This is a genomic window from Daejeonella oryzae DSM 19973 (assembly GCF_000422945.1).
GTDB classification, from domain to species: domain Bacteria; phylum Bacteroidota; class Bacteroidia; order Sphingobacteriales; family Sphingobacteriaceae; genus Daejeonella; species Daejeonella oryzae.
Genome location: NZ_AUHA01000002.1, coordinates 523,811 through 541,514 on the forward strand (window position 1 = coordinate 523,811; position 17,704 = coordinate 541,514).

Below are 17,704 nucleotides of genomic sequence, written 5' to 3' on the forward strand. Positions count from 1 at the left end.
TCTATTTTCGATATTAGAGTCTCCAGTCAATCTTAGTTTTTAAAAAAATTAAATGAATACAATTAAAGTAAGTATAAAAGATAAAACTGCCATTATTGGTTTAGATCGTGGAAAATCTAATGCTATTAACGCAGAAATGGTTGCCGAAATGCATCAAATGATTCGCAATGTAGAGAATGATGATACTATTGGAGGATTAATTATAACGGGAAAAGAAGGATTTTTCTCAGCAGGCTTAGACCTTATTGAATTATATGATTATGATGAAAATAAGATCAGGCAATTTTGGTCTGACTTTTTGGATTTTGTGACAGCGCTAACTTCATTTAAAAAACCATTGATTAGTGCAATTAGTGGGCATAGTCCGGCTGGTGGTTGTGTTTTAGCTATATGCAGTGACTACCGTATCATGGCAGAAGGTAAATATATTATCGGTTTAAATGAAGTGCCGGTAGGCATTATTGTGCCCGACAGCATTTTTCATTTATATTCATTCTGGCTGGGCAATGCGAGAGCCTATCAATTTTTATTGGAAGGAAAGCTTCTTGGCTGTGAAGAAGCATTAAAATTCGGTTTGGTTGACGAGGTGGTTAATCCACTGAGTTTAATGTCTGTAGCAGAAAAGAAAATGCAGACCTATCTTCAGCATGATCGAACAACCTGGCAGCAAAGTAAGGTTAACCTGAGAAAAGAACTATTAGTGCGGGTTGGAGCTGACCAGTCTGAATCTTTGGAGATAATGCTTAAACAATGGTGGGCACCTTCAACGCGTTCAATTTTAAAAACCATAATTCAGAATCTTCAAAAAAAATAAGCCTGATGTATAATCAACCAATGCTCCGCGATGATGCCTTAAAAGGCAAAACTATAATAGTAACCGGCGGTGGAACCGGACTTGGAAAAGCCATGAGCACTTACTTTCTAAAGCTTGGTGCTAATGTGGTTATTACCAGCAGGAAATTAGATGTACTAAAAAATACTGCATCAGAGTTAGAAAATGAAACCGGAGGTAAGGTGCTTCCGCTTGTCTGCGACGTTCGCAATAATGAAGAAGTTGAATCTGTATTAAAAAACTCATTAGAGATATTTGGCCGGGTTGATGGATTGCTAAACAATGCAGCAGGAAATTTCATATCTCCTACCGAAAGGCTTTCTTCAAATGCTTTCTCCACTATTATTGATATTGTTTTAAAAGGAACTGCAAACTGCACGCTCGCTTGTGGAAAACATTGGATAAAAGAAAAGCAACAGGGTACTGTGCTGAATATCGTAACTACCTATGCTTTCACAGGCTCGGGATATGTGGTTCCTTCTGCGTGTGCAAAAGGCGGCGTTCTGGCCATGACCAGATCTCTGGCAGCCGAATGGGGTAAATATGGAATCAGAACAAATGCTATCGCTCCAGGTCCGTTTCCTACAAAAGGTGCCTGGGATCGCTTGCTTCCGGGAGATCTTGCTAAAAAGTTTGACTTTAAAAATCGGGTTCCGCTAAAGCGGATGGGTGAACACCAGGAGCTTGCTAATTTAGCAGCTTTTATGATGTCTGATTTCTCGTCGTATATAAATGGTGAAGTGATAACTATTGATGGCGGAGAATGGCTTCAGGGTGCCGGCCAGTTCAATGGATTGGAAGCGGTTACATCAGAAATGTGGGACATGCTGGAACAGATGATCAGATCTAACAGTAAATCCAAAGAAGAATAGGTAGGATGATAAATCGCATGAATATTTCCTCCGGAGTTATATGGGAAGATATTGTGGGCTATAGCCGTGCAGTACGAATTGGCAATATCATAGAAGTATCCGGTACAACAGCAATGTCTGGAGAAACTATTATTGGAGAAGGAAATGTGTACGCCCAAACAATTTTTGTACTTCAAAAAATTGGTAGGACCTTGGCAGAGGCGGGAGCTACACTGCAAAATGTGGTTCGAACAAGGATTTATATTACAGACATTGAAAATTGGAAGGAAGCCGGAAGAGCTCATGCTGAGTTTTTTAATAATATTAAACCTGCGTCTACGATGGTCGAAATCCAAAGATTAATTCACCCCAAACTACTTGTAGAAATTGAAGCAACAGCAATTATTTAGCGGTTATTATCTTTACTTAAAGCTCTATTTACTATTTTTGCTGAATGGGAACACAGGTTCAGGAGGAAACTTTAACACTCGAAGAGGTACTTGCCGGCCTGAAACAAAGCCATCGCTTAATTTTGTGGAACGATCCTGTCAATACTTTTGATCATGTAATCCACTGTCTTATTAAATACCTTGATTATTCTGAACAACAGGCAGAAATGATTGCCTGGACAGTTCATACAGATGGTAAATGCACAATTCTTGAAGGCTCATTTACAGAAATTGAAGTTTATCGAAAAATTCTTCAGCAGGAAGGACTAACCGTCAGTACTGATTAGTTCTATATTCATTATTTAATTCTCATCTGGTTGTAACAAAATAGCCGACAAGCATTTTAGATTAAACCTTGATGCTTCCCGCCTGTCTTTAATAATTGTTCAATTCCCACTAAAATATATCTATGAGATTTTTCATACACAAATTCATTATTTTTTGCCTTTTTATATTTTCTTCATTTTCAATACTCGCTCAAAGCAATGCTCCATTATCTGGCCAGGGTTTTTCTGAAATTAACGGAAAAGTACTTGACAGTAAAACTAATTCAGCAGTAGATTTCGCTACAGTGTTGTTATTCTCTAATGCTAAACAGCCTGTAAAAGCAGGTCAAACGGATTTGGATGGAAATTTTTCATTTAAAAATGTAACCAATGGAACTTATAAATTAGAGGTAAGTTTTTTAGGATATACTAAATACAGCAGTGACAGTATTAAAATCTCTTCAAATTCATTAAACTTAGGCACAATTAAACTTAATCCAAGTAAATCAACTGTTTTACAGGAAGTGGTTATAGAGGGTCAGCGAAGCACCATTCAACTTGGAATTGACCGCAAGGTTTTCAGTGTTGATCAGAGTCTGATCAGCGAAGGTGGCTCAGCAACAGATTTATTAGCAAATGTTCCGTCTGTTTCGGTAGATATGGATGGCAATGTTAGTTTAAGAGGTACAGATAATGTAAGGGTTCTTATTGATGGTAAACCATCAGCAATTGGCGGAGGCAGAATTGCAGACATACTTCAATCTCTTCCTGCAAGTGCTATAGAAAGTATAGAACTGGTAACCAATCCATCTTCTAAATACGATCCCGAAGGACAATCGGGTATAATTAATATCGTACTTAAAAAGAATAAAAAAATTGGACTAACCGGTGGTGTATCATCTTCAATAGGATCTTTAAATAATTATAATGCGAGTACAAATTTAAGCTACCGCGATCAGAAAGTTAATTTGTATGGTAATTACAGTTATAGAAATGGTAATCGTGTTGGAGGCGGTTTTAATAATACTCAGTTCTTAACCAACAACGGCTTAGTTTCCAATAACTCAGAAAGTAACCGGAAAAATCTAAACAACAGTTTTAAATTAGGAGCAGATTATTATTTAAATCCTAAAACAACTTTAGGGCTCTCCGGTAATTTTAGCTTTAGAAATAATTCCAGTGCTGAAGATCTTAATTACTTAATCAGTGGATTTGCTTCGGAAAACGGTTCTAGCTTTAGGGAAACTGACCGTGACGGGGATGGCACAGGTTATGATCTTAGTTTGGACTTTAGCCGTGACTTTAAAAAGAAAGGTGAAAATTTGGTGGCCAATGTTTCATTCGGACAGGATAAAGAAAAAGATTTTCAATCCTTTAATCAAAAATTTTATACCCCGGAAGGGCTAACACGCGACACAACAGATAGTCGAAACAATTATAATAATGAGTTTACCAGCAGTTATAATCTGCAAATAGATTACACTCTTCCCTTAACCGAAAAACAAAAATTCGAAACCGGAATAAGAACCACCATTCGTGATAATGATGAGTCTCAATTATCAGAGCTATTCAGCCCCATTAATAATGCTTTTAACAGGGATTATAACTTAAGTAATTCATTTTTGCTTAATGATCAGGTTTATGCTCTTTATACTAATTACCAGAACCAACTAACCAATAGTTTCGGATTCCAGGTAGGCTTAAGAGCTGAACAGGCATATCTGAACACGGTATATAATGTTTTGGGGAATACTGCAGAAGGTGTCAAAGGAAACCTGAACTATTTAAGAGTATATCCAAGTGTGTTTTTAACTCAAAAATTAAAAGGTGATCAACAACTTCAATTGAGTTATACCCGTCGTGTTAATCGTCCCAGAGGATGGCAGGTAAATCCATTTGCAGATGTATCAGATCCGAACAATACTCGGGTTGGAAATCCAAATTTGCTTCCGGAAGACATTAACTCTTTTGAATTAAGCTATATTAAATATTACAAATCTCTAACTTTTACTTCTTCTGCATATTTGCGACAGGTAAATGATGTAGTTCAGGGCATACGCCTTCCCCAACCTGATAATAATGCAGCAACTATCACTCAATTTTTTAATTTAAGCAGAAGCCGCTCAAGCGGATTAGAATTTATTTCAAAAGCAGATCTATGGAAAGATTTTAGTCTGACTTCTAATCTGAACTTATTTTACAGCCAGTTTGAAGGTAATGAAGAATTTAATATTAAAAGCAATGATGGCTTTAACTGGAATGCAAATTTGACCGGTAATTTAAAACTACCTAGAAATATTTCTGCCCAGTTTAATATGATGTATATGGCACCGCAGGTAGGATCTCAGGGAAGAAGAAATGAAATTTTTGGAATGGATGCCGGACTTAGAATGGATGTTTTGAAGAATAAAGCAGGAAGTATTTCTTTTAATATGAGAGATATTTTCAATAGTAGGAGTTGGGGGCAGACAACAGAAACAGAATTTTTTCTTCAGGAATCGGAAAGAAGAATGATGGGTAGAATGGCTACACTTACTTTTAGTTATCGTTTTGGAAAGCAGGATTTAGGATCAAGGAACAAAAGAAACGCAAAGGACCAACCGAGAGAGTCAGGCTCTGAAGAAGAGATGTTCTAGATAATAAAATATTCAATTCCATAAAAAAACCCCTTAAGAAATAAATCTAAGGGGTTTTTAGTTATACGTAAGTCTCATTTTATTCGATATTTTTAAATTTAAAATATAATTATAAGATTGGATTATAAAGACATAGAATCAGATTCATAAACGTTTGTTGAAAAAGATTTGGTTTGTAACCTCTTTATATCCGCAACCGGATTCGAATCATTTTTTATTTGTTCATGGGCAAGTAATTCATTGTACTTTTCAAGGAGGGATATATATTTCACCATCCAGTAATGAACAGAGTTGGGATGACCTTGCTCAGTTTCATCCATAGAATCAACAATTTTCTCCATGAATGCAAAACCGCGTTCACCAAATGCATCCGGAAAATCCACCGAAAAATCATGGCCCAAAACATATCCAATTTTGCAGATAATATCCATTCGAAGAGTCTTTTGGTCAAACCAGTTATAAACAGATCTTCTATTTACCTGCATACGGCGGGCAAGCTCACTAATACTTACCTTATTTCTTCGAACAACGCGTTCTACAATTTCACCAGCATTTACTTCCATAATTGATTAATTTAAAATTTAAACTAATTTTTAAAATGCACATTTGAACTTTTTAGAGCCAAAAAAAGATGATTATTAACATCATCTCTTAATTATCCCTCTCCAATACTTGTAAATTACATTTACTTTATAAACTAAATTTAAACTATTAAATTAAATATATCAAGTTTTTCATACACAGAATTATTACTTTTAAACTCCGGAACAATCTCTTTCATTTTTTTAACTACCTCATAATCATCACCTAGATCATTCAAATCAACTAATTCATTGATAACCTGATCTACATAATGAAAAGGATAAGTGATTACTCTCGAAATTTTTATTTTCTGATGGTGTGTAGGAATACTATGCTCCTCTTTATTAAGTAGCTCCTCATATAATTTTTCTCCCGGACGCAAGCCGCTAAATACAATTTCGACATCTTTATCCGGTATCAATCCGGATAATTTAATCATGTTTTTAGCGAGATCTACAATCTTTACAGGCGTTCCCATATCAAAGACAAAAATCTCTCCTCCATTTCCAATTGCCGCGGCTTCCATAACTAATTGAACCGCTTCAGGGATGGTCATGAAATACCGGGTTATTTCCGGGTGTGTAACAGTAACCGGCCCTCCCTTTTCTATTTGAGACTGAAAACGGGATATTACGGAACCATTTGATCCGAGCACATTGCCGAAACGTGTTGTTATGAAACGAGTTTGCGAGGTTGGAACTTCATTATTTTTACCGGGTTTATTAAGAGATTGAATATATATTTCAGCTATCCGCTTCGAAGCACCCATTACATTAGTAGGGTTTACCGCTTTATCGGTGGAGATCATGATAAATTTGTCAACTTTATATTCGATAGAGATATCTGCCAGAATTTTTGTACCCAATACGTTAGTATTAATAGCTTCTGTTGGATTATTCTCCATCATAGGAACATGCTTATAGGCAGCAGCATGAAAAACGATCTGAGGCTTATAATGCTTGAACATTGCCCGTACGCGGCGTTCATTCTGAATATCGGCGATGTACATAGCTGTTTTTGCTCCCGGAAAATTATCTTCTACTTCCAGCTGCAGTTCATGCAAAGGAGATTCTGCCTGATCACATAAAATTACCTGCTGCGGATTATAGCTTAAAACCTGTCTGACTATCTCAGATCCAATAGATCCCGCTGCACCAGTGATTAATACTCTCTTACCTGTAATTTCATTTAAGATATTATTCTTTTTTAAAATAATAGCTTCCCGTTGCAAAAGATCCTCAATTCTTAGATTTCTTATCTGATTCAATTGCAGTTTGCCATATAGCCATTGATCTGCAGGGGGAACAGTTTGAACAACAATTCCCTGCTCCATGCATTTTTCAATTGCCCGCTTCTTGCCATCTACATTAAGACAATTGCTCATAACAACAAGGCTGCTTATCTTAAATTTCTTTTTTAATGTTTCAATCGAAGAAGTTGGATAGACTTTTTTCTGCTCGATGTATTTATTTACCTTATCAAAATCATCATCAATAAATCCAATAATCTCGAATCTATTTTGTTTTTTAACCTCTAAAGCTTGCTTAAGCAAAATTGATGAACTATCTGAACCATAAATCAAAACAACTTCTTTGTCGCCCTTCTGCATATTTTTGATATAGCCAAAAAAGCTTTTCACACCAATTCTTAACATTATAAGAAGTGATGTGGATATAAAAAAGTTCAGCACCACTACTAATGGAAATTGCTTAATTGCCAAATTGAAATAGGGAATGATCAATGCATTCACTACAACTGCGTATAATATGCTTAATAGCAGTACTGAGGAGAATATTCTGAAGATGTCTTCCGTATTAGAATATCTGATGATTCCGGTATGGATACGCATTCTGATAAAAACACAAATTGCGATTAAGGTGTATAATCCCGAATAGATAAAGAAAGAACCCCGAAGTATCTCATTAAATTCAAACTGCATCACTATAAAAAATGAAACAGCAAAAGCCCAGCTGATTATTATTTGATCAATTAAGAAGATGAGCCACTTTGAAAGCGCTCTTTCACCGTAAATAATATTTTTCATGGCAGCAGGATTAGAATAACGTGTAAACTTACTGGACGGTAGAAACAGTAAAACAGTTTTTAATCTTTGTTATAACCATACGAATTTCATATTCCGTCAGGTTTGAGCCTGATGGAAGACATAAACCAATACCAAAAAGGCGATCGCTTGTTCCATCTCCATAAAACGGATATTGTTCAAAAATTGGCTGCAGGTGCATTGGCTTCCAGATTGGCCTTGCTTCAATATTATCTTTTGCAAGGGCCAGTCTTAGTACATCAGTAGTGATCCGATCATCCCCATCTTTTAATAAAATAGCACTTAACCAATGATTTGAAAAATATTCTTCTGAAGGTTCCTCGTGAAATGTGATATTCGGGATATTGGCAAGCAATCTTTTATAATGAGTAAAATTCTTTCTGCGTTGATACACTCTCAATGGTAAAACCTCCATTTGACCGCGGCCGATACTCGCACAAATATTACTCATCCGATAATTATATCCAACCTGCGAATGCTGGTAGTATGGTGCGATATCTCTGGCTTGTGTTGCAAGAAACCGTGATTTAATTATCCAGTCTTCATTTTTAGAAATAAGGGCACCTCCACCGGAAGTTGTAATAATTTTATTCCCGTTAAATGAAAGGATAGCCATGTCACCAAAAGTTCCGAGTTTCTGACCTTGGTAAGTAGAGCCTAAAGCTTCTGCAGCATCTTCAATAACCGGTATCTCATATCTTCTTGAAATTTCCATAATTTTATCCATCTGAGCCGGCATACCGTACAGATGAACAACAATTATAGCTTTAGGCTTTTTACCCAATTCGATTCTATCTTTAATAGCGATCTCAAGAAATTCAGGAGACATATTCCAGCTGGTTTCTTCACTATCTACAAATATTGGTGTAGCACCCTGATATAAAATAGGATTTGCAGATGCAGAAAAAGTTAACGTTTGACAGAGCACCTCGTCACCGGCTTTAACACCTAAAATAATAAGTGCAAGATGAAGAGAAGCTGTACCCGAACTTAGGGCAGCGACATGTACATCATTACCCAGGTAAGTGGCAAGATCTTTTTCGAATCCATCTACATGCGGACCAAGTGGAGCAATCCAATTACTGTCAAATGCATTTTTGAGAAAGAGGAATTCGCTGCCCCCCATGTGAGGAGATGATAAACTGATTTTCTTATTCATCGAGGTAGAAATTTAATATTTTTATGTGTATTCCCGTTTTACCCAAATTGCCGGGGAGTTAATTTTTTACTTTTAAAAAGAAATTTTTCGAATTAAAGTTTTAATTATTTATACTTAAAGGTAGCTAACTTTCTACAAATTAGCAGAATATTAAAACTGAAATTCCTTTGATAGAGTAACTTGGCTCTTGAAAACTCTAATTCCTTTCTGAATTATATAGAATAGTGAGGGTCAATATTCCAAATAACTATATTATGATGTTTTTAATTGATTATCGTGCAGACGGTATAGCGGGAAAAATTGCTGATTATTTTCATCGGCTAAATTTTTACTGTCGACAAGATCCTTATAAGCATTCTTATTAGCAATAAATCTCCAGGTTTTAAAGTCTAAAAACTCATCAGAAAACCCGGCTTTCCAATTAAATAATGAATCATCATTTCCACCAACACCACCTCCCAAATGATAGTACTTCATATCATTGTCACGACCTATTAAACTTATTTCATCAACCAATAATTTTGCTGGAGAATCTTTCAAATAATCTTCCTTAGTACCTATTAAATGACCTTGTATTATCTGATTAGTACAGGTTATTAATGATCCGCAAACAGCCTCTTCATCAATATAAACAAGAATCAATTTACAATGTATTTCATCTGAATTCAAAAGATTTACAAAGTAAGCCTCATCAAAAAGATATTCATCTGTAGCACCAATCCGGGCCATATTTTCGGAATATATGCTTACAAATTTTCTAACACTCTCCAAATCATTGACTTCTTTGGTGTAAAATCCCTTTCTTCTTAGCTGGTTGATTTTCTCTTTTAAAGTTTTCCTGTATTTTGCCCGCTGCTCCTCAAGAGAAGTTTTAAGATTTATAACGACTGTCTTGCCGTTAGAGTGTAAACAGCAAAACTTATTTAGAAGTATTTCCTGATTCATAAAAGGATGCAACCTGGAGAACACGGAAACAATTTTTTCAGACTCTAAATACTCTAAAAAGGCATCTTTAAAATTATTTAGAAATACATTCGGCAGATCTTCAAATTGATAATTTGAAATTGGACCAACGTATCCATACGCAGATGTAATATCAAGATAACCCGTATCGAATATCGATCTTGTCAAGAGAGGCAGAGCAATCCATGTTTCGCCCTCAGAATAAAGGAATAATTTTGGAATACCATTTTTTTCAAGAGAATGATATACCCATGTATGGTAAAAGTCGTAAAACTCAGAATCCCGTATTACTTTCTTCCACTTTTCCTTATCTTCCAGAGTAAAAATTTCATATGCCATAAGAGCTTATTTGAGAGGTTAATAGCTTTACTTTAATTTACATATCTATATAAAGGAAAGTAATTTGAATTAGTACTTGCAATTTTTTGATCCTTTATTAAGGAAAAATATTTTTCTTCATTTACAATTAATCGCCAGGTTTTAAAATCCAGGAAGAAATCTGAAAATCCTGCTTTAAAATTAAAAAGGTTATCCTCGTTGCCGCCAACACCGCCGCCCATATGCATGTACTTCATTCCGTGGTATCTTCCTATTTTAGTTACTTCATCAATTAACAACTTCATAGGTCCTTCTTTTAGAAATTCATTATGAGTAGCAGCTAGATGAAATTGCATTATTTCGTTAGAAAATGTAATAATCGCTCCGGATGTCATTTTACCTTCGTGAAATGAAACAATCAGCTTGCTTTCAAAGTCAGAAGAATCAAGCATGCTTCTAAAATATTTTTTATCGAAAAAATAGTAAGAGGAAGCTTTTACCTTAACCATATTATCTGTATAGATTTGAATAAACTGATCCAAATCCTCTTCCATATTGGCTTCACGAACCGTAAACCCTTTAGTGTTTAATTGCTTAACCTTTGACCTTATTGTTCGCTGATAAAGCTTTCTTTGCTCCTCCAGTTCATTTCTCAGATCTATAGTTACTGTTCGGCCATGTTTAAATATACTGCCCAAATTATCCCAAACAGTATCTTCATTAATAATAGGATGCAACCTTGAAAAAACTGATATAATATTTACTGACTCAAAGTAAGTTAGCAATGTTTCTTTAAATTTTAAAACAACGCTTTCATCTAATATTTCTGCAGGAATATTAGTAATTGGTCCCGCATATCCATATACTGAAGTGCAATCAAAATACTCAGATTCATTGATCCGCCTCTTTAAAAGAGGGAGGGCAATGAAGTATTCATCATATTCATATACAAACAGAAATGGTTCACCCTCATTTTCCAACTGATGATAATACCATGTATGATAAAAATCATATATGTTAGACCTATTGACATAGGAATCCCAATCGGTTTTTTGATCTATAGTTACAACTTTATAATTTACTCTCATAATATCTTGATTTTTAAAAGAGAGGAATATGAATTATGAATTAGTGGTATTCTTATCGAAATAATCTTTTCTTAAGACCGACATAAGTACCATGTCTTTCATTTCACCCTCTAACCTTATTTCCTCTCTTAAAAGACCTTCTCTTTGCGCTCCTAACTTTAAATTAATTTTAATCATCGCTTCATTATCAGCCTGATGATAGCTGTACACTTTATTTAGATTTAAAAAATTGAAACTATAATCTAAAAGAACTTTTTTAGTTTCCAGACCAATTCCCTTGCCCCAGTAATCTATATTGCCAATACCTAAATAAGACTCGGCCTTAAGATTAACCAGATCTATATTCTTTATTCCACAAAACCCAATTGGTTCATCATTCTCCTGAAGACAAAGCATGAAATCTTTCCTCTTAGAATCTCCGGCAACTTTTTTCAACCATGCTTCAGTTGCCAGCAGAGATACGGGATAGTCTGAAAAACCTAAAGTCTTTCTAACTTGCTCGTCATTTAGCCATTTAACTTTAATGCGAACGTCCGCAATTTCCATCGGGCGCAGATATATATTTTTAGAATTAATCATTTTCTAAAGAGTAATTTCAATAACTTTTAACTCTATTTTATTCTATATTTTTAGTGCTGCTCTTCAATCCCATACTTTCCTGACGATAATCTTTTAAAGTCTTTGAAGCGGTGATTACAGTGATATCCTTAGCACTTAATACATTTTGTATGGTCTTGAATACTATTTTGCAATCATTCACAAACGAGAGATTTTCCACATATTGAACATCCAACTCCAGCCTTTCAGGTAATTTTAAATTATTTCTACCTGAAACTTGTGCTAACCCCGTTATTCCAGGTCGAACTGAATGCCTTATTTTTTCCCTGTCTATATAATACTCCAGATAACTAACCAATAAAGGTCTGGGTCCAATAAATGACATATCCCCCTTTAAAACATTAAAAAGCTGAGGAATTTCATCAATCGATGTTTTGCGGATAAATTTCCCCATAGAGGTAATTCGTTCAGAATCAGGTAACATTAGACCATTTTCATCAACCTTATCAATCATTGATTTCAACTTGAACAAGCGAAAGATTTTTTCATTCTTTCCAGGCCTTTTTTGGGTAAAAAATGGATTACCCTTATAATAAAATACCAGTATGATTACTATAACAAGGAAAATCGGAAAAATAATAATCAGCAGAAGGAACGAAAAAAGTAAATCTATTGATCTTTTAAAAAAATTTCTATACATCAGATTTAACTCTAAACAAACACTATACCACACTAAATTTTAGGAGATTGATTAATGCTAATGTTCCGTTGGTAATAGAATCTGAAGCATTTGCTTGTTTACCTGATGCACATCAAACTTTTGTTTGGCATAATTACGACCATTAATTCCATATTGAATAGCCTTCGGGGGATCCTGAATAAATGATTCCATTCGCGACACCAATCCTGCAACATCTTTCACAGGTACAAGATATCCGTTTGGAGAATTTGGATCATTGTTAATAGTCTGTCTGCAGCCAGCGGTATCTGTTGTGATAATAGCACGCCCCATAGCCATTCCTTCGAGAACAGATCTAGGTGTTCCTTCCCGATAGGAAGGTAAAACTACAACTGCAGCGTTCTGTATATACGGACGAACATCATCAACCCATCCCGTATAATCTATGAAATCGCTATTAATTATTTCCTGATATAAATCCGGATTTATACTGTCAATTTGAGTTTCATTAAAAGTTCCAACTACGCTGAATTTAACTGAAGGATATTTTGAATGAATAATTTTTATAGCCTCATAAAATTCCTCTACGCCTTTTGCTTTGATTAGTCTGGCAATCAGAAGAAATCTCAGGTTGTCTATATCCGGTTCGGTGTAAGTATAAAAATCCAGGTCAACTCCCGATCCGTTTACTACATATGTATTACTCTTTTGATCGATTATATTTTTACTCAATAATTCTCTGTAATCATCATCATTCTGAAAAACAATTTTTAAATCCCTGTTAAATTTCAAGCTGAATTTTAATAATTTTTGAGTGACCGTTTTGGGGAAACTTTTTGCCGTATCCGTAAAATTATAACCTAACCCGGTCAGCATGGCTACCTTATTCTTAACCCTAAATAGCGAGGCCATCACAGAACCAAAAATCAGAGGTTTAAATGTATAGGAAAAGAAAACATCGGGTTTTACTAATCTGATAACTTTGCTCAGGGCCATCAAATATTTCAAGTCAGAAGTGATGGTAATATTATTGCGTTGCAAGGTATTTTCATGAATTTCAATGCCCATTTGCGTTAACTTTACCCTCATTTTTTCATCGGTAATTTGAGGGGTAAATACGTAAACTATATTCTCTTTTAATAATTCTTCAATTAATTTCCCTCTGAACTGAATCAATGATCCGGGAGCACTACAAGAAATAAGGATTTTTTTTTTCGGGAGCATAATTTATATAAATTATAATAATAGTTATCTAAAGTATATACTTTAAATACCTGCTTATTTAAATAAAATAGATCTTTATTATTTTCTGAATAAATAACTAGGAGGTTTGTCTATAGGTAATGCCGTGATTCTAAAAACATGAAATTTATAAAAGAGATTTATTTATCCTCTTTATAGCTTACATAATAATTGGCATGAGAGTTTATATTTCCTTTACTAGTTAGCATTTTCCTCATTGCTTCTTTAGGTAAAGACTTGTTATTCATATCGACGATAGTAGGTTTAAAAATACTAATCTTTAAATCCTTTTGAAATAGGGCTGTTTGAAGCGGAACTTTAGAATTCTTAATCCAAACAGGATTACTAATATTGATACTACCTCTCACCTCTTCATTTCCCGATTTTCTCTTCGGATAACATGACGATTTTAAGCCAATATTTGATTTTAAATCAACATGATTAATGATTTCAATAGTTACTTTTTTATCAGCTTTACCATATAATTTGCTCAAACCTATGGATATGCCAGCACCTTTATTATATTCAGTTTTCGGATTGATAATTTTGATGTTTTGAACAAGATCTGTGGGATCATTGGGTTCCACATTAATACCAGCCATCGGAGCAATTCCATTTGAATGACCCGCATAAGGTGATTCTAGCAATAATCCACTAACCGTTATTATAGAAATAGCATCTCTTCTATTATTGATGCAATATGCGTTACTTATTTGAATGTTATTATTCGTTCCTCCGTTAGATTTTCCCAAATAAATACCATCTCCCCAACAATTGGAAATTCTTGGATTAACTATCTTAATATTATCAGATGAATAAATTCCAATTCCCATTCCCCATTCTCCAACTTTACCTATGTGAGAATTCCTGTCTCCTTTAATTACCGGATTAATTAGTTCAACATTTTTAACATTTCTGAGATGAAGAATATTATATATTTTTTTTGAAGAAGGTTTTAATCTTATTTCAGACCCCTTTTCAAAATATATTTTCTTATTCGAACCAATCCGCAATCCGTTATCATTTATTAATATTGGGAATCCCGGAAAAACTATCTGATCATTAAGTGATATAGCTTGCTGAATATAACTTGTGTAATCAACACTACCATCTTTTACATAATTGGAAGGTAAGCTTTTCCTTAAATCATATTTTAAATCCCTGTTTGTAGGCTCTACAATTTTATCAGAATTACTATTATTTAAACCACTTATAAAAACAAAAAAATATAAAATATTTACTAAGATTTGTACCATGATTAATTTCTAATGTTACCTAAGTACTCAATTAAGAGTTTCGGCTAGATCTCCTTTTTTAGTTATCCCCAGGTAAGAATGGATCTTGTGTATAAAATGATTAATATCTCTTTCATGCAATTGCTGATCAAATAATAATGAAAAATCCTCCGTATTATTTAGAGCTGTTTGTATAGATTGTTGAAGTTCTGAAACATTATTAGGTGAACAAGTAAAAACACCTTTTATTTTATCAATATCGCCTGCACATAAAGTTGAAACCACTTTATCATTTTGTGACATCATTTGAAGAAGAACATTAGGAAATCCTTCAATTCTGGAAGAAACTACACAAACTTTTGCATGTTTAAAATAATTATAAACATCCTTTTGAAACCCTTTTAAAAATACTCTTCCTTGTAAACCTAAAGTAATAATCAGAGATTCTAACTCCATTCTCTTGGGACCCTCGCCAAGAATTATAAGATCCAAAAATGGATATTGTTCAGAAATATTGTAGAAACTCTGTATTAAAAGATCAAAACCTTTTTCCTCGATTAATCTCCCGGCTGCTACTAAATAATTAGTTGAATGAGGTGCTGTCTCATTAATAGTTAAGTTTGCATCTTGCAAACTAATAGGATTAGGAATTACTTCAATTCGTTTTAACTTCGGAAAGAATTTTGGCAAAATTTTAAATAATTGCAATTTCATATAGTTGGTCTGACAAATGAGCAAATCAGTTGAGAGATATCCCATTCTATAAACCATCTTAAATCTTCTTAATCTGATACCGGTGAAACGGTCGTGAACAGAGGTAGATTCTCTTGCTATGAAATTGTTAATTTTTAAAAAATTTAAATTTCTTAAAAAGCCTATTAAGCCGGAAGTGTGGGCGTGCGAAGTATATGCAAATTCATAATTATATTTAGTTGCATGTTTCTTTAATTGAACTAATAACTGTAAAACTCCATACTTTTCTCTATCAGCCTTAGTATAAAATAAGTTTACGTTTTCACCAATTCCTTCCCAATTATTTTCTTTCTTTTTCTTTAAAAAAAATACATCCACTATATAATTATGTTGGGAGTAATATTTACCTATTTGCTTTAAAACCTGCTCAGCTCCACCAAGCGTATCATTAGGCAATAAGATTAAAATTCTATTATTTATCATTCAAATAGGCCTTATATGTATTAGTTGTAACTTTTCTAATTCGCTCTTCATAAGTTCCTTTTAAGGCTCTCATATCAATGTCAGAAATGTAATTATCAAGCATTTTATTTTTAATATCAGAGTACTTTCCAATAATTTTAGCCGGAACACCTGCAACCACAACTCCTGATGGAATTGATTTTGTAACTACCGATCCAGCAGCAACAATTACTTCATCATCAATTTTAACGCCAGGCATAATAATTGAATTGACTCCTATAAATACATGATTCCCAATATTAATTGGCTGATAAACATAGCGTCTTCCTTTATCATCACGCATTAGCCATCCTGAACCATCATGAGTTATAAAAGAAACTCCAGAAGTTACAGTTACATGATTTCCAATAGTGATAAGAAAGGGTTCAGAGCCAAAACTTGAAGTGTAGATTCTGCAATTGCTACCAACTTTTATGCCTACTCGCTTAAAATAAAGTTGCGGTTTACCGATAACTTTTGTAAATATTAAAAATAACTTGTTGAATATTATTTTTGAGATCTTTTTCATTTAAAGGATATTAGACGTAATAAATTAATATGGCTTTGAAATCTTTATAGATATCCAAATATAGTTAGCAATTAACCTTCTGCAGTTCCCTGATCAATCCTGAATAAATTTTTAACGAGGCTGGAGGGAAATAAGTAAATAAGAAACAAAGAAATATAAACCGGATATTTCTTTAACAGATTTTTTTCTTTTAATGCCTTGATCAAATATTTATAAGATACTAACAGTTTACCATTATTTAAATAAGCTCCATTTGCTAAACCCTTCCAATATTCAGCCATATAATAAGGTCTTGGGAATTGAAGGTTTGATGAAATATGAGTTTTAATAATTGCAAGCTCATTATTCACAGCTTCCTGATCTGCATTTCCGGAATAAATCATCTTTTTAACTTTGTTATACATACACTGTGCCTGATATTTTTTATCTGAAGACCGGGGAGCAGATCTGTAATAATAAAGTGGATCTTCCATAGTATGGAATTTTGCCTCATTTTCAATTAATCTGAGCCAAAGCTCACCGTCCTGAGAGTAATAGAAGCGGGAATCATATAATCCTGCCTTTAATAAAATATCTTTCTTTACCAAAACACAACCATGAGGAAAAATCGCTTTACAGTTTAATAGATTCTTATAAATATCTTTCCTTTTGGAGTAGGTATTATTTTCGTAAACAACCTCTCCATTTATATCAATAATATAACAATTAGAGCCAACCAGATCAATATCCTCGTTTAATAAAGCAAATTGAATTTGCTTTTCCAGACGATCATGAGCTGAAAGATCATCTGCATCCTGACGGGCTATATATTTACCTTTTGCAAGATTAATACCTTTATTTAGTGAACTAGCTAAACCAATATTGTGATCATTTTTTATGAAAACAATTCTGCTGTCTAATAACATATATTTATTGATGATGGCTTCTGTTCTGTCAGTAGAGCCATCATCAATAATTAAAAATTCAAAATCTTTATAAGTCTGGTTTAGTATTGAATTAATTGCATCATCTAAATATTTGTCTGAATTATAAACAGACATGAGGACGGTCACTAACATAAT

General features: G+C 33.9%; 17 protein-coding genes. 5 read left to right on the forward strand and 12 right to left on the reverse strand.

Annotated elements, in window-relative coordinates:
- The first annotated feature begins 52 nt into the window (after positions 1-52).
- From G521_RS0102625 to G521_RS0102645, 5 genes are all read left to right on the forward strand, one after another.
- A complete protein-coding gene (locus tag G521_RS0102625; RefSeq protein WP_026897135.1) occupies positions 53-814 on the forward strand; it encodes an enoyl-CoA hydratase/isomerase family protein in 762 nt (253 codons plus the stop codon).
- A gap of 5 nt (positions 815-819) precedes the next feature.
- Positions 820-1,704: an SDR family oxidoreductase gene (locus G521_RS0102630; protein WP_026897136.1), complete on the forward strand. Its 885-nt coding sequence runs from the start codon at positions 820-822 to the stop codon at positions 1,702-1,704.
- A gap of 17 nt (positions 1,705-1,721) precedes the next feature.
- A complete protein-coding gene (locus G521_RS0102635) occupies positions 1,722-2,093 on the forward strand; it encodes a RidA family protein (protein ID WP_245580821.1) in 372 nt (123 codons plus the stop codon).
- Between the two features lie 44 nt (positions 2,094-2,137).
- Entirely contained in the window at positions 2,138-2,419 is a 282-nt protein-coding gene (locus G521_RS0102640; RefSeq protein WP_026897138.1) for an ATP-dependent Clp protease adaptor ClpS, read from the forward strand.
- Between the two features lie 122 nt (positions 2,420-2,541).
- Complete coding sequence (locus G521_RS0102645; RefSeq protein ID WP_026897139.1) at positions 2,542-5,034, forward strand: TonB-dependent receptor domain-containing protein; 2,493 nt, start codon at positions 2,542-2,544, stop codon at positions 5,032-5,034.
- A gap of 122 nt (positions 5,035-5,156) precedes the next feature.
- Here G521_RS0102645 and G521_RS16315 read toward each other — a convergent pair whose 3' ends face one another.
- The 12 genes from G521_RS16315 to G521_RS17645 all read right to left on the reverse strand — a co-directional run bounded on the left by G521_RS16315 (position 5,157) and on the right by G521_RS17645 (position 17,701).
- Complete coding sequence (locus G521_RS16315) at positions 5,157-5,597, reverse strand: helix-turn-helix domain-containing protein (protein ID WP_051189401.1); 441 nt, start codon at positions 5,595-5,597, stop codon at positions 5,157-5,159.
- Between the two features lie 140 nt (positions 5,598-5,737).
- Entirely contained in the window at positions 5,738-7,660 is a 1,923-nt protein-coding gene (locus tag G521_RS0102655) for a nucleoside-diphosphate sugar epimerase/dehydratase (protein WP_026897140.1), read from the reverse strand.
- Between the two features lie 28 nt (positions 7,661-7,688).
- Positions 7,689-8,837, reverse strand: coding sequence for an aminotransferase class I/II-fold pyridoxal phosphate-dependent enzyme (locus G521_RS0102660; protein WP_026897141.1), 1,149 nt, complete (start codon positions 8,835-8,837; stop codon positions 7,689-7,691).
- Between the two features lie 252 nt (positions 8,838-9,089).
- The gene (locus tag G521_RS0102665) at positions 9,090-10,139 is read right to left on the reverse strand and encodes a GNAT family N-acetyltransferase (RefSeq protein ID WP_026897142.1); all 1,050 of its coding nucleotides are present in this window, start codon (positions 10,137-10,139) and stop codon (positions 9,090-9,092) included.
- Between the two features lie 32 nt (positions 10,140-10,171).
- Positions 10,172-11,206 carry a GNAT family N-acetyltransferase gene (locus tag G521_RS0102670; RefSeq protein WP_036678024.1) on the reverse strand — a complete coding sequence of 345 codons (1,035 nt, stop codon included), beginning with the start codon at positions 11,204-11,206 and terminating at the stop codon, positions 10,172-10,174.
- A gap of 33 nt (positions 11,207-11,239) precedes the next feature.
- On the reverse strand, positions 11,240-11,785 hold the full coding sequence (locus G521_RS0102675; protein ID WP_026897144.1) for a GNAT family N-acetyltransferase: 546 nt from the start codon (positions 11,783-11,785) through the stop codon (positions 11,240-11,242).
- Between the two features lie 37 nt (positions 11,786-11,822).
- The gene (locus G521_RS16320) at positions 11,823-12,464 is read right to left on the reverse strand and encodes a sugar transferase (RefSeq protein WP_051189404.1); all 642 of its coding nucleotides are present in this window, start codon (positions 12,462-12,464) and stop codon (positions 11,823-11,825) included.
- 57 nt (positions 12,465-12,521) lie between these two features.
- Positions 12,522-13,667 carry a glycosyltransferase family 4 protein gene (locus tag G521_RS0102685; RefSeq protein WP_036678027.1) on the reverse strand — a complete coding sequence of 382 codons (1,146 nt, stop codon included), beginning with the start codon at positions 13,665-13,667 and terminating at the stop codon, positions 12,522-12,524.
- Positions 13,668-13,825: 158 nt separating this feature from the next.
- Positions 13,826-14,941, reverse strand: a complete 1,116-nt coding sequence (locus tag G521_RS17635; RefSeq protein WP_051189406.1) for a hypothetical protein — start codon at positions 14,939-14,941, stop codon at positions 13,826-13,828.
- A 27-nt stretch (positions 14,942-14,968) separates the two neighbouring features.
- Positions 14,969-16,096: a glycosyltransferase gene (locus G521_RS17640; protein WP_026897146.1), complete on the reverse strand. Its 1,128-nt coding sequence runs from the start codon at positions 16,094-16,096 to the stop codon at positions 14,969-14,971.
- Positions 16,086-16,643, reverse strand: a complete 558-nt coding sequence (locus G521_RS0102700; protein WP_036678030.1) for an acyltransferase — start codon at positions 16,641-16,643, stop codon at positions 16,086-16,088. Before G521_RS0102700 ends, G521_RS17640 begins: the two co-directional genes overlap by 11 nt.
- Positions 16,644-16,714: 71 nt before the next feature.
- Positions 16,715-17,701 (reverse strand): glycosyltransferase, encoded by a 987-nt coding sequence (locus tag G521_RS17645; protein WP_081675004.1) that lies wholly within the window; start codon positions 17,699-17,701, stop codon positions 16,715-16,717.
- Between the last annotated feature and the right edge of the window lie 3 nt (positions 17,702-17,704).